Below are 17,424 nucleotides of genomic sequence, written 5' to 3'. Positions count from 1 at the left end.
CTCTGCTTTTAGGTTGCAAGTTTATAAAAAATACATTACCGACAATCCTACTGATTATGCTGCACACTCAATTTCACCAATCTACCTTATCGCTCTTTATCGGCTTTATCGCTGTGGGTAATGTTTTGAGTCTGCCCCAGTTGGCGATCGCCCAAGATGTTCAACCTTCCGAGGTCTCCCTCAATGATCTATTGCTGTCTTCAGTCAAAGCGCCGCTACCTCCTTTAGGCAGTCCGACCACTTATCTTCCAAGCATTAACCAGCCAGTGCGTCTTCATCTGCAGCTTGGAGAACGAAAAGTTTATGTTTACCAGGGTGACCAATTGAAAGCGAGCTTTCCTGTGGCCATTGGCAAAGCAGGTTGGGAAACCCCCACCGGTGAATTTTCTGTGATGCAAATGATCAAAAATCCCGCCTGGGAACATCCCTGGAACGGGAGTATTATCCCCCCAGGAAAAGATAATCCCCTCGGGGAACATTGGATTGGTTTTTGGACAGACGGCACAAACTTCATTGGTTTTCATGGCACACCAGACGAAAGCGTGATGGGTCAAGCGGTTTCCCATGGTTGTGTGCGAATGCGCAATGCAGACATCAAGCAACTTTTTGAACTGGTCAGTTTAGAGACGGCAGTCGTCGTTCAACCTTAGGCTCTGATTAATCGAGAGGAAGGAGCAAAGACGTTGCCACATCCTTTTTAGACATCCTCTAAGCTTCTTTGTGGAAGGACGCTTACCCCAGTTATTCTCAACTCTAGCTGAATCATTGGGAGAAAATCATTTCTATCTTCGATTATTTGATGGAGATTCGGAAAGTCATTTATGCCACTAACACCATTGACTCTTTAAATCGCTCTCTGTATAAAGTAATTAAAATAAAAGCTGTATTTCTTGATCAAGATTCCGTATTTAGGCTAATGTATTTAGCAATGAGGAATATTGCTCATAAATGGAAACGTTTCATGCGAGATCGAAAAGCTACTCTATCCGATTTCTCCATCTTTTTCCGGAATGTTTTCTTCTTCAACTCTCTCTACATAAAACTTAGATCACTCTCATGCAGGTCTACACAAGCTTTGTATTTCAGGATATTTTTCTTGATTTAATAATCTCAACATGTTTCATGAGCTCTTTCCACTCAAAATTCTTCAAGTTATCGAAACTCTAGAGATTTATCTTGTATATTTAATTGAGGGATTTTATTTTGAAATGAGAACTACAAGACTCCGAAGATTAATACAAAGTTTAGCGTATTTCATTAATCTTTTTCTACTGATTTTTACATTGCTCATAAGTTGTCTATTTCCAACTTTTGCTCAATCGTTTACTAATTCAGAATTGCCGGAAAATACTCTGATCTCTGATAATAATACCCCAATGTTCAGGAGAGGAAATCTAAACGTTTCCCCTGTTTTTCTGAGTGGAAAAATGCTTGGGACTATCCCCTCATTCGTCGAATTAAGAACCGACAATGATATTCTGGAAAGCATCTATGATGCGTCAACCCGCTCTTATATTTTACATAGCAAGCTTGTCAATGTCTTAGAGAATATGCTCCGTTATACTCGAGAGATTGTTCCCCAAAATATTGGATTAGAACAACAAGAGAAAATCCTAGAGGAACAATTAATTACCAGTGTTGATGAGCAAAAAGGTATAACTGTAGTCCTTGTTTCCTTTCCAAAAGAAAATTTACCAGAGGTACTGTTTTCAGTAACTCAAGCTGATATTGAAAGGCCTCGATTGGGAGGCTCACAACCTTTTCAGATCGCAGATAACGTAGCGACAAGAGCTAAGAGTGATCTTATTCAAGCTTGGAAAGAACGTCAAACTCCTCACTTATTATCTCAGGCTCAACAGGCCCTTTTGATTCTGACTGCTCTGATTGGAGCTAATTTTTGTCTATCTCGAGGGCAGAAATGGTTATTTGCTAAACAAAACAATCTTGATGAATTCTTTTTAAATTCAGAAGATAAAGCTTCTCAAGATCAAATCGTTGATCAATTAAAGAGTTGGAGAGGCATGGAAGTCACTGAACTGCAATTTCAGAACTTTTCAATGAGCCCAAAATCCAACTTGAATGCATTGTATAGATCAGTTTTATTTTGGACTCAATGGCTGGTATGGCTCCTTGGAATTGGTTATCTTTGTAGCCTCTTCTATTGGTCTCGTCCCTTCAGTAATTGGATTTTAGGGGTTACGATCCGTGGGACTTGGGCTGGAAGCGTTGTTCCGAGTTGGGCTCCCATAGATTGGTTGATTAGCCTTGGTCGGCAAGCAACACTAGGTACACCATTACTTATGTTAGTGCTCGTGCTGACCTCAAGGTTGGCAATTAAAATAGGTGATGTTCTCTGTGAATACTTAGCCCAAAAATCTTCTGAAAGGCAACTACAACAGCGCCTGACGATACGATCTCGTACCTTGTCCAAAATGTTCAAAGATTGGCTCAGGACGATAATTTATTTGTTATTAGGTTCTGCCATTGTTTATCATCTTCATGAGCTAGGTAGTATCAACCAATCGGTTGCCTTTTTCTTTGGTTTCTTCGGCTTTGCAATATCTTTAGCTTCCCAAAGCTTACTTAAAGATTTAATTGCTGGGGTGATTATTTTATGGGAAGATCAGTACGCTGTGGGGGATACTGTAAAAATTGGCGATCAAAATGGTTCAGTGGAGAAAATTTCTTTACGAGCGACCCAGTTACGTAATTTAAATGGTGAATTGATTACCATTCCGAATGGGTCAATTGGAGTGGTACAAAATTTATCGAGTGATTGGTCACAAGTTAATTATGCTATTGAGGTAAGTTATGAAGCTGATGTCGATCACACCTTAGAAGTGATCGACAATGTGGTACAACAACTGTATAGTGATCCAGCATGGCATGAGAAAATTATCAAGAAACCTGAGATCTTAGGAATTGATAAAATTGCTCATACAGGTATCTTGATTCGTTTGCTTATTAGAACTAGACCACTCGAACAATGGTCTGTGGAACGGGAATATAGCCGTCGCTTGAAAAAAGCTTTTGATGAAAATAACATTGAAATAGGCATTCCAAAACTTCAATTAAAAAGTAATAGCAATCCTTAGATAGTATTTATAAATTTAAAATAAAGAAGACAAAAAGTCTTTTTCTGGGGCAGAGTAACAAATTATATGAGAGAGAAATAAAAAAATGATAATGAAGCGTAATTCTTTTTCCCAGATATCAGTGTTGACGGGTGTCACAATGCTGCTGTTAAGTTCTCCGCTCATGGGCTGCCAGACGACGGAGACAAAAATGCCCAACTCATTTTCTGAAGTATCCATGGAACAAACAACACAAGATTCACTGGATCCAAACCATTCCCTTGCCGATACAGACTGGTATCTTGTGGAGTTTCAATCGATGGATGACGCAATTGGCACCATTCGTCCCGATGATCCACGCCTGTACATTATGCGCTTAAAAGGCGACGGGACAGTCTCTATGAAACTAAACTGTAATCGTGGTGTTGGTGATTGGTCTGCCGAAGCTAACAACGAAACAAGCGGCGGTTCCTTTCAATTTGGCCCTTTAGAAACAACCCGTGCCCTTTGTCCTGAACCTAGTCTAGATGAAAAAATTGCCGCTGATACAGCATTTATTCGCTCTTACATCTTAGAAGATGACAAACTTTATCTGAGTTTGATGGCCGATGCTGGTATTTATGTTTGGCAACGATATGATTCTTCCATCGGTGCACTGTTCCAAGCAGAACCAGACCCAGCCATCGAAGCGGCCATTCTCGATGCTTTCCCTGACTATAGACAAGAAATTATTGGTGAAGATGGACAGCAGGCACGCTATGTTTACAGTCGAGTAGACTTAAACGGAGATGGAAAAGAAGAAGTTTTAGTCTATCCAATGGGTTCTATTTTCTGTGGCACAGGAGGATGTGATTTATTGTTGCTAACCCCGGAAGATTGCGCTTATTCCCTAATCAATTCTTTTCCGATTAGTCGTCTGCCGATCATTGTCACTGACGAGGTTGCAGCAGGCTGGCAAAATCTAATTCGCCCCGAATCTGGTGGTGGTGCTACACCGTCCTATGTTCTCCATGTTTTTGACGGTCAGCAATACATTGAACAGGAGCGGCTCCCAGGGGATGTGCAACCTGATGGGATATCTTACCTCCTGGGGGAACCCACATTTGATGAAGGGGCCATCCTCAAACTTAATTAACAATAGTTGGTCATGATCGTGACTGCAGGCGAATCCAGGCATTAATCTCGTCCCCTACCGAGAAAGACCCCACTGCCTGATATGATTTGTGCTACTTACCCTTGTCCGTTTACTATCACCATCCATGTCTAAAAAACATCCTATTGTTGCTGTCACTGGATCCTCCGGAGCCGGGACGACCACCGTAAAACGCGCCTTTGAGCATATTTTCCGTCGTGAGCAAATCAACCCCGTTGTCATCGAAGGTGATAGCTACCACAAATATAATCGGGTCGAAATGCGCCGCATGATGGCCCAGGCTTCCGCCGCCGGGAAAAACTTTAGTCACTTTGGCCTTGGGGCGAACGTCCTCGATAAGCTCGAAGCCCTCTTCAAAGAATATGGCGAACAGGGCTCTGGACAACAACGCTACTATCTCCACAGCCCCGAAGAAGCCGAACACCACAATGAAAGACTCGGTGTCAGTTGTCAGCCCGGAGAATTTACGCCCTGGGAAGATATCAAACCCAACAGCGATATGCTCTTTTATGAAGGGCTCCATGGGGGCGCCGTGGGTAATGGCATCGATGTGGCCCAGTACGTTGATCTGTTGGTGGGGGTTGTGCCCATCGTCAACCTAGAGTGGATCCAAAAGATTTCCCGGGATAATGCCGAGCGTGGCTACAGTGCAGAAACCATCGTTGATACGATTTTGCGCCGGATGCCTGACTATGTGAACTACATCACGCCCCAATTTTCCCGCACCCACATCAATTTCCAACGGGTGGCAACGGTTGATACCTCTAATCCGTTCATTGCGCGGGACATTCCCACCCCCGATGAGAGCTTTGTGATTGTCCACACCAATCGCTGCTTCTACGAGAGATTTTCCATCGATTTCCCTTACCTGCTCAGTATGATTCCGGGTTCTTTTATGTCCCGCCATACGACCCTGGTTGTTCCGGGGGGCAAAATGGGCTTTGCCATGGAAATTATTCTGTCACCCCTCATTGACCAAATGGTCGAAGAAGCCCGGAAAATCCGTTAGGAGTTGTTCTTAGATTTCTAAGCTTGAAATTAATCATGGGTTATCCAATCGCCTCTGCCGCTGGTGGAGGCGTTTGCTTAGGAGCCAGCAACCGTAACAAAATCTGCGGTTTGTGCCGGGGCGACTCAGCCAGGGGATAAGATAGAAACCACTGTGCTTTCCTGAAAATAGCAATGGTTTTTTCGTCAGTATCCGCAACGCAACAACGAGATTGGCCTTGGATTCGGCGGCGACTGGTGGCAATTGTCGGGCGGGATGGCGTTGTCCGGCGCAAGGAAGAAATTCTTACCTATGAATGTGATGGCCTCAGTGCCTACCGTAAACGGCCTGCCCTGGTGGTGCTCCCTAGAACCACTGCAGAAATTGCGGCGATCGCCAAATTTTGCCACGAGCAAGAAATCCCCTGGGTGGCGCGGGGGGCTGGGACAGGCTTATCGGGGGGCGCTTTGCCCCTAGAAAATGGCATTTTAATCGTGACCGCGCGGATGCGAGAAATCCTGAATGTGGATCTCGAAAATCAGCAGATTACCGTGCAGCCAGGCGTGATCAATAATTGGGTCACCCAAGCGGTGAGTGGGGCTGGCTTTTACTATGCCCCCGACCCTTCGAGTCAAACGGTCTGCTCCATTGGGGGCAATGTGGCGGAAAATTCTGGCGGTGTCCATTGCTTTAAATATGGCGTCACCACGAACCATGTGCTCCAACTCAAAGTCGTCACCCCCATGGGGGATGTGGTCACCCTTGGCGGCGTTGTGCCAGAAATGCCGGGCTATGACCTGATGGGCGTCTTTGTGGGATCAGAAGGAACTCTGGGCATTGCCACGGAAATTACCTTGAAAATTTTGAAGCGACCGGAAGCGGTTTGTGTGCTTCTGGCAGATTATACGTCCATCGAGGCGGCGGGAAATTCGGTGGCGGCGATCGTCAGTGCGGGGATTATTCCAGCGGGAATGGAGATTATGGACAACTTCAGCATTAATGCGGTGGAAGATATCGTCAAGCTGAACTGTTACCCCCGTGATGCGGCGGCTATTCTGCTGATCGAAATTGATGGGATGGCGGCAGAGGTCAAGGCAGCAAAGGAACGAATCAAGGAAATTTGCTTGGCCCAGGGAGCGCGGCACATCACCAGCGCCAATGATCCAGAAACCCGGCTGAAATTGTGGAAAGGGCGTAAATCAGCCTTTGCGGCGGCGGGTAATATTAGTCCCGATTATTTCGTTCAGGATGGCGTGATTCCCCGGACAAAGTTGGCCGAAGTTCTAACCGAGATTAATGCCATTGGCGATCGCCACGGGTACAAAATTGCCAATGTCTTCCATGCGGGGGACGGCAACTTACACCCGTTAATTTTGTATAACAGCGCCATTCCAGGGGATCTAGAAGCCGTAGAAAAAGTCGGTGGCGAAATCCTCAAGCTCTGTGTTGCGAAGGGGGGCAGCATTTCCGGAGAACATGGCATCGGTGCGGACAAAAAAATGTATATGCCGGATATGTTCAATGAGGCCGATCTCGAAACCATGGGCTACGTGCGAGAAGCCTTTAATCCAAAGGGATTAGCGAATCCCGGCAAGCTGTTTCCAACCCCCCGCACCTGTGGTGAATCGGCCAAGATGACCAATGTGGCGGATCTAAAAAATAGCGAGATTTTTTAATGGGTCAGCCTAGGTTCGCTGCCCACAAAATTGCTGGAAGATGATTAATTTGCTCCCATAGCCCTAGCGGGGCAAAACAAACCCCTTGCGCGCCAGTTGACTCCGCAGGGCTTGGATCATCACGTAGTCGAGGGTATCTTTGGCGTCTTCATCGCTGGGCAAGCTGCTGAGATAAGCTTCCCGTTGGGCCGTCAGGTCACGAATTTGGGCCTGAATTTGTTCGCGTTCTGCTTGGGTATTGGCGATGTAGGCTTCTTGTTCTGCCAGACTAAGACCCTGCAATTCCTCTGGGAGGGCCGTTTCTGCGAGGGTTTCAAGGCTTACTTCTGCTTCGGCGATCGCATCGACAAGATCCCAAGAACTATTGCGGTAGTAGGCAGAGCTTTTTGAGATTCCCCGCGTCACAATGGCGGCCCCAGCGTTCGCATCCTGTACCAATTGTCGCTCTAAGCCCTGCTCACCCAGACTGCCGTAGGGCAAATAAGTTTGGTTTAGTTCATCGTTTAGGCGACGAATTTCAGCGTCATAGGGAGAGGGTTGAATCACCACAGCGCGATTTTGGTCGATGTTAAAGTTGGCTCCGTCCCCTAATTCGGCCCCAGCAGCCCACAGATCCCGCTCGCGACTTTCGGCATTGCCGCAGTAGATCGTATTGACCAGCACATCTTGATTTTTGGCGAGATTCACCGCCTCGGCCCAGTTCACACTCCCCTGATCAAAGGGTTCATTCCCCGCAATAAAAATTGTCCGGAAGTCTTCGGGGTCGCTATCCCAATTGAGTTGGTTAATGGCATCTTGGATCACCCAGCCGCTATATTCCTGACCGCCATTGGTGCGGATCGTAAATAATGCTTCTGAAACCCCGTCCAGTTCCGTTGTGAAATCTGTCAGTTGACGGTTAAAGCCTTCGTCGGGGGGTAAAGAATCATTGCCATAGTGGTACAGGGCCACCTCTAGGTCGGGGATCTCGCCATCTTTGCGTACATCTGTTAGGGCATTGACCACCGTCCACAACTGCCGGCGGGTCTGGTCAATGAGGCCATCCATACTATTGCTAGAATCCAGCAAAATCGCAATTTGGATCGTGGGTTTTTCTGCCGCCCAAACTCCCCCAGTGATCATGGTTAAGCTAGTGGCGATCGCCCCTACCGATAACGTTCGTTTGAATTGAAACATCTTTACCATCTCCCCTTGAATGTTATAGAAAACGTTTATTCTTCCCTGACGTGAAAATCCCTCCTTTTGTTCAATGTCACTCATCCAAATTGCTTTCAGCTAAAAATTAAGGCTTAGATAAAGAGTCAAGTTTCCCTAAATGAGAATAGGTCTAAATAAAATTTCACTCAAGCAAAGAACATTACTCCCAATCTGTCCAACGCAAACCATCAACACGACTAAACTCCTTGACATTGTGTGTTACTAAGACCAAGTCATTTGCTAAGGCGATTGAGGCAATTTGTAGGTCATATGCCCCGATAATCAATCCACGCCTTTCTAAATTGGCTTTGACCTGCCCGAATGTCTCGGCTGCTCGACCATCAAAAGGCAAACTGACATACTGATCGCAAAACTGGCGATATATCCGTAAATTTTCCTCTCGTCGTTGACTTTTCCAGGCTCCATGGAAGAGTTCTGCCTTGACAACATCACACATGACGATTTCTCGACGAGGCACTGTCCAGAATTTTGCTAATACCCCACTACTACGGTTTGTCAAAAAACGAATACAGGTATTTGTATCAAGGAGATAAATCATTAATCCCAATCCCGCGGCGTTACCTCACCCTGATCTGCCCGCTCGAACTCACCCATCCAGCCCCCCGCAACTGTCTCAAAAAAATCTGCCGGATAACCTAATGCCTCAACGGTCTCTAGGCTTGGTTCTGTTTCTACGGTGATCAGCAGCTCAATTTCTTGACCCATCAATTCCGGTGGCATTTGGATATGAACCTTTCCATCTTGATCCACTTGGGAGCGAATCCGTAGTTGTGTCAGCATTTAACCTCTTCTCCTTGGCTTTTTTCCTTGGACAATATCAATTTAGCTAAAAACCTTGGACTTTTGAGAGACCCCCCTCTAACTCCCCTCCAGGGGCACCCCTCTAACTCCCCTCCAGGGGAGAATACCCTGCGGCCACTTCCCTCTAGGGAGGATAGTTCGGGGAGGGAGTAAAGGCGATAGACTGAAAGCTGTATTTAATCATGAGATCAGCCCGTCCCTATGAGTCTGTTTGCGGAACCCCCTGTCATCCCCGATTGTGCCTGGAAACGTCCCCTTGGTTTAGGATGGGATCACCCCTACACCGTCCGCTATGGCAGTAATTTAGACGATGGCCCCTGGCATGGGATGCCCCTCGGTGGGTTTGGGGCGGGTTGCATCGGGCGATCGCCCCGGGGAGATTTTAATCTGTGGCATTTAGACGCGGGGGAACACACCTTTCGCAATGCTGGTGCTTGTCAATTTAGTGTCTTTGAACAGCCGGAGGGAGAAGCGGCCCAAGCCTACGCGATGAGTACCGTCGCCCCAGAGGATGGCACCTTGGACAGTTGGCAATGGTATCCCGCCGAAAAAGGTACCTATGCGGCCCTATACCCGCGCAGTTGGTACGAATATCAAGGGGTTTTCGCCGCAGAGCTGACCTGTGAGCAGTTTTCGCCGATTATTGCCCAGAATTACCAAGAAACCAGTTATCCCGTTGCCGTGTTTGAATGGACGGCCCACAACCCCACCGATAAGCCGATCACTGTCAGTATTATGATGACTTGGCAAAATATGGTGGGTTGGTTTACCAAGGCCCAAAAAACGCCGGAAGTGGTGCTGCGGGATGATGGCTCCCCGGTGTACGAATACCAATCCCGTTGGGGCGATAGCACTGGCAATTTAAACCAATGGGTGCAAGACCGCTACCGGGTCGGCTGCCTGCTGAATCGGGTGCGGCCCCATGCGGATCTCAGCGAAGGGGAAGGCCAACTGTGTTTTGCGACGGTGACGAATCCGACTTTGGAAGTCTTTTATCACAACCGTTGGAACCCGGTGGGGGATGGCCGCGATGTGTGGGATTATTTTGCCGGGAATGGCTCCCTGCCAGACATTGAAGATGAAACACCGGCTGCTCCTGGGGAACAAATTGCCGGGGCGATCGCCGTACGCTTTACCCTCCGACCCGGCAAAACCAAGAAAATCCCCTTTTTCCTCGCCTGGGATTTGCCTGTGATGGAATTTGCGCCGGATATCACCTATTTTCGCCGCTACACAGACTTTTTTGGCCGCAGTGGGAATAATGTCTGGACAATGATCCGCACGGCGATGAAACATAGCGATCTCTGGAAAGAACGGATTGCGGCCTGGCAACAACCGATCCTGGGGCGGGATGACCTGCCGGATTGGTTAAAGATGGCGTTATTTAATGAGCTGTACCTCTTAACCCAGGGGGGAAGCCTCTGGACGGCGGCCACGGAAAATGATCCCGTCGGTCAGTTTGGGGTTTTAGAATGCCTCGACTATTGCTGGTACGAAAGCCTCGATGTGCGGATGTATGGTTCTTTTGGTTTGACGATGCTCTGGCCGAGACTGGATAAAGCGGTGCTAGAAGCCTTTGCCCGGGCGATTCCCACCAGTGACGATACCCAACGGATGATCGGCTACAACAAGACCATGGCCACCCGCAAAGTCGCCGGGGCAACGCCCCATGATCTGGGGGCGCCGAACGAACATCCTTGGGAAGCCACCAATTACACCGCCTACCAGGATTGCAACCTCTGGAAAGATTTGGGGTCAGATTTTGTTCTGCAAGTGTACCGGGATTTTGTGATGACCGGGGCCGAGGACACGGAATTTCTCTGGAGCTGTTGGGGAAGTGTCGTCACGGCCCTCGATTACCTCAAGACCTTTGACCTAGACGGCGATGGCATTCCCGAAAATGGGGGCGCACCGGATCAAACCTTTGATGACTGGAAACTCAAAGGGATCAGTGCCTACTGTGGGGGGCTGTGGATTGCGGCCCTTGAAGCGGCGATCGCCATGGCAAAAATCCTCCAACAAAGTCCCAGTCACTTTGAAGAACACCAAAATCAAGTCTCCGCAGCAGAATTTGAGCAGGCGATCGCCACCTATCAAGCCTGGCTCGACCAGGCCCGGCCCCGCTACCAAGACACCCTTTGGAACGGCAGCTACTACACCCTAGACACCGGTAGCAATTCCCGCGTGGTGATGGCCGATCAACTGTGCGGTCAATATTACGCCCAACTGCTGCGTCTCCCGGATGTGAACCCCGGCGATCGCACTGCCACAACCCTAGCTACCATTTACACTGCTTGTTTTGAAAAATTCCATGGCGGTCAATTTGGTGCGGCCAATGGCCTCAACCCCGACGGCACCCCCGAAAAGGAAAATGATACCCATCCCCTCGAAGTATGGACAGGGATTAACTTTGGCATTGCCGCCCTAATGATTCGTAATGGGATGCAAACCGAAGCCCTGCGGATGGTGGAAGCCGTAGTGAAACAGGTTTATGACAATGGGTTACAGTTCCGCACCCCCGAAGCGATTACGGCCAATGGTACCTTCCGCGCCTGTCACTACCTGCGGGCCATGGGGATCTGGGCGATCTACGATGCCCTAGGGGCAATCTAACGCCTCAACTAGGGGCAAAAGGGAAGATCCTCACCAAATTTGTCACCGTCCCCTGCTAGTTTTTACGAGCCAACAGGACAAAATAGAAATAGCGGGCAAAATTAGACTGCGATATTTTCCTCCCCCGGCCCGTGGAACTCCAGGCTGCTGATGAAACGTTTTCCCTTTTCTCAAGCCCTGATTTATCTTGGTGCTGCTTCGGTCTGTACCCTAGGGATTGCTGTGATCTTGGGTTGGTATTTGCGCCTACCAGAAATCATTCAGCTTCATCCTAGTTTTGTGCCGATGCAGTTTAATACGGCCCTGGGGTTTGTGTTGGTGGGGCTGGCTATGTTTGCCTTGGGGCCGATGAAAAGAGTGGCGATCGCCCTAGCGATCCTCATCGGCCTCTTGGGAGGATTGACCCTAGCTGAATATATCTTTGGCCTAAACCTCCCCCTGGATGAACTTTTCATGCACCATTACATTGTTGTGGCGACCTCCCATCCAGGACGCATGGCCCCGAATACCGCCCTCTGTTTTTTCCTGACCAGCATTGCATTGTTTTTGATTACGCAGCCGCAACAAAAAAGAAATTTGCTGGGGGGAAGTTTTTTGGGGGCGTCGGTGATGGGATTGGGGACGGTGGCTTGTTTGGGCTATCTTGCGAACATTGAGACGACCTACGGTTGGGGGAAGCTGACGCAAATGGCGGTTCATACCTCCGCGAGTTTTATGGTGGTGGGTCTGATCGTCATTCTCCAGGCGCGGCAGTTGAGTTTGCAAATTCACCGTCGGGTATCAAATTTTTTCTTTCCTCTGGCATTGTTATGGCTGGGACTAACTTTGACGATCGCCCTGTGGCAGGCTTTTTTTTCCAAGAGATTGCTAGTGGCCGAGGACACCAGCCAGAGTTTATTTGAGCACCCAGTGGCTTTAGGGATCTTAATTTTAGGCAGTTCTTTATCTTTGGTATTGGCGATCGCCGTGTGGTTTGCGATCCGTTTGCAGGCCCAGGTCGAAGCGTTAAAACAGGCCCAGCAGAAAATTTTGATGTTAAATCAGGAACTTGAGGAACTTTCCCACTTGGATGGGCTGACGGGCATTGCTAACCGCCGCATGTTTGACCTCACCCTAACAAAGGAGTGGCAGCGGGCGGTGCGATATCAGTACCCCTTGGCCCTAATGATGATCGACATTGATTTTTTTAAAAACTACAACGATCACTATGGGCACCAAAAAGGGGATAAATGTATTCAACAGGTTTCCTCTTGGGTAAATTTGATGGCCCGTCGCCCAACGGATCTAGCGGCCCGCTATGGAGGGGAAGAATTTGTGCTGCTATTGACCAATGTCGATTTTGCGAGCGCGAAAAACATTGCCCAGGAACTGATCAAGGCGATCGCCAAGGCCAAGATTCCCCACCCAAAGTCACCGATCAGTGAATTTATTACGATCAGCATCGGTCTCCATGTGGCCCAACCCCAACCCCAGGCGGATATGGGGCACTTCATTTTTCAGGCCGACAAAGCTTTATATCAGGCGAAACATGAAGGGCGCGATCGCATTGTGACATCGAGGGTTTCGGGGTAGAACATCACCCCTCTAGCTCCCCTCTATGGGAGAAATTCATGGGGCTTGCTAGCCCACCGGCCAACTGTTCCCCTCTTGAGAGGGGTTAGGGGAGTGTTAGCTCCAGGGGCCACCCCTCTATCTAACTCTTCTCAAGGGGAGAATAGGCCACCTTCCCCAGGGAAGGATTTATTTGGTGGGGGGATGGGCCATTTTAGTTTGTACTTCGGCAGCGCGGCTAAACCAACGTACCAACATCCCCGCTAGACGTTCGTGGTTGTGACGGACATAGCCTGTGTCTGGGTCTTCGTCCATGATGTTGGCAATCACCACCCGTCGCCTTAGTCGCCCCACTTCTTCGCGGTCGAGAAATACAGGGTGGGAACGTTCGAGGGCATATTTACGGAGGGCCGCTTCCGACGGCGATCGCTGGTGGACAAGGACGGCATCAAAGAGTTTTTTGCCACAGGCGCGGTCAATGGCCTTGATGTGGTCAGCAACGGTATAACCATCGGTTTCTCCCGGTTGGGTCATGATATTGCAGACATAAATCCGGGGGGCACCACTACGGGCGATCGCCTCACGAATTTCCGGGACTAAAAGATTGGGGATCACGCTGGTGTAGAGGCTCCCCGGCCCCATGATAATAAAGTCGGCTTCTTCAATGGCCTTGACTGCTGCGGGGAGGGCTGGCGGATTTTCGGGCCAACAACCCAACTCCATAATGTGTCCCCCAGCCTCTGGAATATTAGATTCTCCTTCTATAACTCGGCCATCGGCCATCCTCGCCCAAAGCTTCACATCACTGAGGGTCGCTGGCAAAACTCGACCGCGAATCGCCAAAACCTTAGAACTAGCCAGCACCGCCTGTTCGAGATCCCCGGTAATTTCGCTCATGGCCGTGAGAAATAAATTGCCAAAACTATGGCCCACTAACCCATCACCAGCCTTAAAGCGATATTGAAATAATTCCGTGAGGAGTCTTTCTTCGTCCGCAAAGGCCGCAAGACAGTTACGGATATCTCCCGGCGGCAGCACACCGATTTCCCGGCGCAGTCGTCCCGAAGAACCACCATCGTCGGCCACGGTCACCACGGCGGTAATGTTGCTGCTGTATTTTTTGAGGCCCCGCAATAGGGTAGAGAGACCCGTCCCACCACCAATAGCAACAATTTTCGGCCCCTTATTTAAGCGCCGGTGGTTGTGGAGCATATCAACTAATTCTTCGTCTCCATCGGGATTTAGCACCGTGGTAATTGCCCCAAAGGTACGATTTTGGCCCCAGAAAATCAGACTCAAACCGGCGGCGATCGCCACTGGCCCAGAAATATTACTCGGAACCACCGCCGTTAACCATTGCAGGAGTGCGCCCATCAAAGCCAACAGCCGGGAAACAGGGGTTAAATTCAGCCAAATCGCCAACCCCAACGCCGTAAATAGAACCCCCAAAGCACTCATCAAGAGCCATCGCTTGACCGAGAGGCCCGGCATCATCCATTTGAGCCAATGGTTGAGGCGATGTTGTGGGTGATTTTTAGTGACTGCCATTGGTCGTGGATAGGCCCGGAGGTTTTTGCGGAAAGGACGACGAAATGGGTTGATCAGCATAATGGTGCATCGTTGAACAGCAGAGTCACCCCAGGGGGAGCATTGCTTAGGGTTGTTAAAAAAAAGAACACCCCAAGATCAAACAGGAAAAGAACCCCTTTTTTACAAAAATTTCCAGAATTTTTGCCTAGGTCTACCATAGGGCGGAATGGCGCTTCTGAATGTAACAAACTCCACTCCTACACCCTTGATTTGCGGGGTAATAGTCCAATGATGGGCAGAATTTAGATTTTTGGTGGACTGGCCCCGTCACCATGAGTATAGGCATTTAAACGGGGGGAGCGAGGGGAAATTTCCCCCAGAAACCTAAAAAAAGCCTAAAATTTTCTATTGATAAATTACTTTTTAGTGATATACTCATATTTAACGACCAGCTTAGTCACTCAGCTGCTGTCTTTGTGAACCATGCTCTTTCGCCAACTTTTTGACTACGAAACCTATACCTACACTTATCTTGTGGCTGATCCTGAAAGTGGTGAGGCGGCCTTGATCGACCCCGTGATTGAGCAAGTGGAGCGGGATCTTAAGCTTCTGCAAGAACTGGGTCTGACGTTAAAGTATTGTCTCGAAACCCATGTCCATGCTGACCATGTGACGGGGACGAGTCGGCTCCGGGAAAAAACGAACTGTTTGGGGATTGTCCCCCAGGGGGCAGAAGTCGCCTGTGCGGATCGTTCCGTTACCGATGGGGAAGTGCTCAATGTCGGTTCCATCGAAATTCAGGCGATCGCCACCCCGGGACACACCGATAGTCATATGGCCTTTTTAGCGAATGGCACCCATCTATTCACGGGGGATGCCTTGTTTATCCGGGGCTGTGGCCGTACCGATTTCCAGAGTGGTGACGCGGGCACCCTCTACGATTCGATTCAAAAACTATTTCGTTTACCCCCCGAAACCTTGGTTTATCCGGGCCATGATTATCGTGGGCAAATGGTTTCGACCATCGCTGAAGAAAAGCAATTTAACCCCCGCCTCAAAGGCGATCGCCAAGCCTTTGTTCACCTGATGGATAACCTCAATCTCCCCGACCCGAAAAAGATTATGGAAGCAGTGCCCGCAAACCAAGCCTGTGGCAATGTTTAACTCTTTTTCCCTGGCAAGCAAGCCATTTTTCGTCTCGGATTACACCCAATCATCACCATTTTTTTTAGTGCAATGACTACTACCCAACAACAATTACTTGAACTTTCACCCGCCGAGTTTGCCGCCCAGGTCAATTCTCCCAATACCGTCGTTTTCGATGTGCGCGAACAGGCTGAATACGCGAGAGAACACGTGGCGGGGGCGCAAAATATTCCCCTGTCTCGCTTAACCGTAGACACCGTGCCCCAGACAACGAAAAATGTGATCCTTTATTGTCAAAGCGGCAATCGCTCCCGACGGGCGGCAGAATTATTCTTTGCGGCAGGCTATTACCAAGTTGCCCATTTTGACGGCGGATTTACGGCCTGGAAGGGCGCTAACTTGCCCTACAACGAAGATAAAAAAGCGCCTTTACCGATGATGCGCCAGGTGCAAATTGTCGCCGGGGGTCTAGTCCTTGTCGGTACATTACTAAGTGCGTTTGTCTCCCCTTGGTTTTTGCTCCTCACCGGATTTGTCGGCTCTGGGTTGATGTTTGCGGGCTTTACGGGCTTCTGCGGCATGGCGAAAATTTTGGCCCGTCTCCCCTACAACCGAGTCAAATAAGTTTAACGAACGACATTGCTCCCCACAGTTGCTGGGGGCTTTTTTTTGGAGGATATGATGCAGCTCTTGGGATATTTTTTAGCGGCTTGTATTGGAATCAGTCTGGGCTTGATGGGGGGCGGTGGTTCGGTGTTGGCGGTGCCGATTTTGGTCTATGTGATGGGGGTTGACCCAAAAAGTGCGATCGCCATGACGTTGTTTATCGTCGGCATTGTCAGTGCCGTGGGGTTGGTGCCCCACTGGCGACAGGGGAATATTAACTTGAAAAAAGCAGGAATTTTTGGCTCGGCGACCATGGTCGGGGCTTTCCTGGGAGCGCAGTTAACCCGGTTGCCCTTCATCACAGGGACGGTGCAGCTATTGCTGTTTGCGGTGATGATGTTGATCGCGGCGATTTTTATGATTCGTAAAAGCAGCAAGGCGATCGCCCACCAAGCAAATGAGCCACACCTTGAAGATTATCCGGCCCCGGTGTGCCGTTACTGTTGGCTGTGGTTGCTCACGGAAGGTTTGGGGATTGGCATTTTGACGGGGCTAGTGGGAGTTGGTGGGGGCTTTGCGATTGTGCCCGCCCTGGTGTTACTCGGTAAAACGGAAATGAAAGAGGCGGTGGGCACTTCCCTGGTGATTATTGTGATGAATGCGATCGCCGGATTCCTGGGTTACTTTGGCCAGGCTGATGTGGTTTTTGATTGGCATCTGATGGTGAACTTTACCTTTGTGGCGAGCCTGGGAATTTTGCTCGGCGGCTACAGTGGTCGCTATTTCAATGCAAAACAACTCCAAAAGGGCTTTGGGTATTTTCTCTTGGCGGTGGCGGCTTTTATTTTGTTTCAACAGCGCGATCGCCTACCCCTGTTGACGACCTTGCCCGAAACGACTGTGGCGATCGCCCAACAGAAATAGACAATCCCCTTAGCGAAAGCAATCTTTTGGTTTTAATTTTCCACGAAAAAAAATTAGAGCAGATACCCCAGATTTACTTTTTTCCCATCACCGTGTTACATTTCTACACATAACGCCTTTGATTTTCATAAACCAAAATTAAAG

At 48.9% G+C, this 17,424-nt stretch carries 16 protein-coding genes; 11 read left to right on the top strand and 5 right to left on the bottom strand.

What is annotated here, in order from left to right; genetic code table 11:
* Positions 1-56: 56 nt before the first annotated feature.
* The 3 genes from AACT35_RS10920 to AACT35_RS10915 all read left to right on the top strand — a co-directional run bounded on the left by AACT35_RS10920 (position 57) and on the right by AACT35_RS10915 (position 3,095).
* Complete coding sequence (locus AACT35_RS10920) at positions 57-650, top strand: L,D-transpeptidase (protein ID WP_099240015.1); 594 nt, start codon at positions 57-59, stop codon at positions 648-650.
* A gap of 107 nt (positions 651-757) precedes the next feature.
* Entirely contained in the window at positions 758-1,105 is a 348-nt protein-coding gene (locus AACT35_RS15835; RefSeq protein ID WP_371410754.1) for a transposase, read from the top strand.
* Between the two features lie 10 nt (positions 1,106-1,115).
* On the top strand, positions 1,116-3,095 hold the full coding sequence (locus AACT35_RS10915; RefSeq protein WP_099240011.1) for a mechanosensitive ion channel family protein: 1,980 nt from the start codon (positions 1,116-1,118) through the stop codon (positions 3,093-3,095).
* A gap of 15 nt (positions 3,096-3,110) precedes the next feature.
* Here the strand turns inward: AACT35_RS10915 and AACT35_RS10910 are convergent, their stop codons facing one another.
* Positions 3,111-3,314, bottom strand: a complete 204-nt coding sequence (locus AACT35_RS10910; protein ID WP_030008313.1) for a hypothetical protein — start codon at positions 3,312-3,314, stop codon at positions 3,111-3,113.
* On the opposite strand from AACT35_RS10910, the gene AACT35_RS10905 reads away from it, so the two are divergent.
* The 3 genes from AACT35_RS10905 to glcD all read left to right on the top strand — a co-directional run bounded on the left by AACT35_RS10905 (position 3,313) and on the right by glcD (position 6,891).
* Entirely contained in the window at positions 3,313-4,209 is an 897-nt protein-coding gene (locus AACT35_RS10905; protein ID WP_158227971.1) for an META domain-containing protein, read from the top strand. The genes AACT35_RS10910 and AACT35_RS10905 overlap by 2 nt on opposite strands.
* A gap of 124 nt (positions 4,210-4,333) precedes the next feature.
* Complete coding sequence (locus AACT35_RS10900) at positions 4,334-5,236, top strand: phosphoribulokinase (RefSeq protein ID WP_030008311.1); 903 nt, start codon at positions 4,334-4,336, stop codon at positions 5,234-5,236.
* Between the two features lie 173 nt (positions 5,237-5,409).
* Entirely contained in the window at positions 5,410-6,891 is a 1,482-nt protein-coding gene (gene glcD / locus AACT35_RS10895; RefSeq protein WP_099240007.1) for a glycolate oxidase subunit GlcD, read from the top strand.
* Between the two features lie 63 nt (positions 6,892-6,954).
* Here glcD and AACT35_RS10890 read toward each other — a convergent pair whose 3' ends face one another.
* The 3 genes from AACT35_RS10890 to AACT35_RS10880 all read right to left on the bottom strand — a co-directional run bounded on the left by AACT35_RS10890 (position 6,955) and on the right by AACT35_RS10880 (position 8,889).
* Positions 6,955-8,067 carry a VWA domain-containing protein gene (locus AACT35_RS10890; protein WP_254048042.1) on the bottom strand — a complete coding sequence of 371 codons (1,113 nt, stop codon included), beginning with the start codon at positions 8,065-8,067 and terminating at the stop codon, positions 6,955-6,957.
* A gap of 181 nt (positions 8,068-8,248) precedes the next feature.
* Positions 8,249-8,647 (bottom strand): type II toxin-antitoxin system VapC family toxin, encoded by a 399-nt coding sequence (locus AACT35_RS10885; RefSeq protein WP_099240003.1) that lies wholly within the window; start codon positions 8,645-8,647, stop codon positions 8,249-8,251.
* Positions 8,647-8,889 (bottom strand): hypothetical protein, encoded by a 243-nt coding sequence (locus AACT35_RS10880; RefSeq protein WP_099240001.1) that lies wholly within the window; start codon positions 8,887-8,889, stop codon positions 8,647-8,649. Before AACT35_RS10880 ends, AACT35_RS10885 begins: the two co-directional genes overlap by 1 nt.
* 222 nt (positions 8,890-9,111) lie before the next feature.
* Here AACT35_RS10880 and AACT35_RS10875 point away from each other — a divergent pair, with 222 nt between their 5' ends.
* Positions 9,112-11,523: a GH116 family glycosyl hydrolase gene (locus AACT35_RS10875; RefSeq protein WP_099239999.1), complete on the top strand. Its 2,412-nt coding sequence runs from the start codon at positions 9,112-9,114 to the stop codon at positions 11,521-11,523.
* A 150-nt stretch (positions 11,524-11,673) separates the two neighbouring features.
* Entirely contained in the window at positions 11,674-13,095 is a 1,422-nt protein-coding gene (locus tag AACT35_RS10870; protein WP_099239997.1) for a diguanylate cyclase, read from the top strand.
* A 168-nt stretch (positions 13,096-13,263) separates the two neighbouring features.
* On the opposite strand, the gene AACT35_RS10865 is transcribed toward AACT35_RS10870, so the two are convergent.
* Positions 13,264-14,622, bottom strand: coding sequence for a gluconeogenesis factor YvcK family protein (locus AACT35_RS10865; protein WP_232309007.1), 1,359 nt, complete (start codon positions 14,620-14,622; stop codon positions 13,264-13,266).
* Between the two features lie 465 nt (positions 14,623-15,087).
* Here AACT35_RS10865 and AACT35_RS10860 point away from each other — a divergent pair, with 465 nt between their 5' ends.
* The 3 genes from AACT35_RS10860 to AACT35_RS10850 all read left to right on the top strand — a co-directional run bounded on the left by AACT35_RS10860 (position 15,088) and on the right by AACT35_RS10850 (position 17,280).
* A complete protein-coding gene (locus AACT35_RS10860; RefSeq protein ID WP_099239995.1) occupies positions 15,088-15,768 on the top strand; it encodes an MBL fold metallo-hydrolase in 681 nt (226 codons plus the stop codon).
* 72 nt (positions 15,769-15,840) lie between these two features.
* Complete coding sequence (locus tag AACT35_RS10855) at positions 15,841-16,374, top strand: rhodanese-like domain-containing protein (protein ID WP_099239993.1); 534 nt, start codon at positions 15,841-15,843, stop codon at positions 16,372-16,374.
* 54 nt (positions 16,375-16,428) lie between these two features.
* Positions 16,429-17,280 carry a sulfite exporter TauE/SafE family protein gene (locus AACT35_RS10850; RefSeq protein ID WP_216820557.1) on the top strand — a complete coding sequence of 284 codons (852 nt, stop codon included), beginning with the start codon at positions 16,429-16,431 and terminating at the stop codon, positions 17,278-17,280.
* Positions 17,281-17,424 lie beyond the last annotated feature (144 nt).

The sequence above is a fragment of the Synechococcus sp. BDU 130192 genome, from assembly GCF_963876085.1.
Taxonomy (GTDB): Bacteria; Cyanobacteriota; Cyanobacteriia; order Cyanobacteriales; family MRBY01; genus MRBY01.
The sequence above is the reverse complement of the archived record's forward strand: the minus strand, read 5'-3'. Positions and strand labels throughout refer to the sequence as shown.

Excerpts from the sequence above, each read along its gene's own strand:
- AACT35_RS10860 (WP_099239995.1), top strand. The coding sequence starts at position 15,088 with ATGCTCTTTCGCCAACTTTTTGACTACGAAACCTATACCTACACTTAT.
- AACT35_RS10890 (WP_254048042.1), bottom strand. The coding sequence starts at position 8,067 with ATGTTTCAATTCAAACGAACGTTATCGGTAGGGGCGATCGCCACTAGC.
- AACT35_RS10870 (WP_099239997.1), top strand. The coding sequence starts at position 11,674 with ATGAAACGTTTTCCCTTTTCTCAAGCCCTGATTTATCTTGGTGCTGCT.
- AACT35_RS10880 (WP_099240001.1), bottom strand. The coding sequence starts at position 8,889 with ATGCTGACACAACTACGGATTCGCTCCCAAGTGGATCAAGATGGAAAG.
- AACT35_RS10900 (WP_030008311.1), top strand. The coding sequence starts at position 4,334 with ATGTCTAAAAAACATCCTATTGTTGCTGTCACTGGATCCTCCGGAGCC.
- AACT35_RS10875 (WP_099239999.1), top strand. The coding sequence starts at position 9,112 with ATGAGTCTGTTTGCGGAACCCCCTGTCATCCCCGATTGTGCCTGGAAA.
- AACT35_RS10855 (WP_099239993.1), top strand. The coding sequence starts at position 15,841 with ATGACTACTACCCAACAACAATTACTTGAACTTTCACCCGCCGAGTTT.
- AACT35_RS10915 (WP_099240011.1), top strand. The coding sequence starts at position 1,116 with ATGTTTCATGAGCTCTTTCCACTCAAAATTCTTCAAGTTATCGAAACT.
- AACT35_RS10885 (WP_099240003.1), bottom strand. The coding sequence starts at position 8,647 with ATGATTTATCTCCTTGATACAAATACCTGTATTCGTTTTTTGACAAAC.
- AACT35_RS10865 (WP_232309007.1), bottom strand. The coding sequence starts at position 14,622 with ATGGCAGTCACTAAAAATCACCCACAACATCGCCTCAACCATTGGCTC.
- AACT35_RS10850 (WP_216820557.1), top strand. The coding sequence starts at position 16,429 with ATGATGCAGCTCTTGGGATATTTTTTAGCGGCTTGTATTGGAATCAGT.
- AACT35_RS10920 (WP_099240015.1), top strand. The coding sequence starts at position 57 with ATGCTGCACACTCAATTTCACCAATCTACCTTATCGCTCTTTATCGGC.
- AACT35_RS10910 (WP_030008313.1), bottom strand. The coding sequence starts at position 3,314 with ATGGATACTTCAGAAAATGAGTTGGGCATTTTTGTCTCCGTCGTCTGG.
- glcD (WP_099240007.1), top strand. The coding sequence starts at position 5,410 with ATGGTTTTTTCGTCAGTATCCGCAACGCAACAACGAGATTGGCCTTGG.
- AACT35_RS10905 (WP_158227971.1), top strand. The coding sequence starts at position 3,313 with ATGGAACAAACAACACAAGATTCACTGGATCCAAACCATTCCCTTGCC.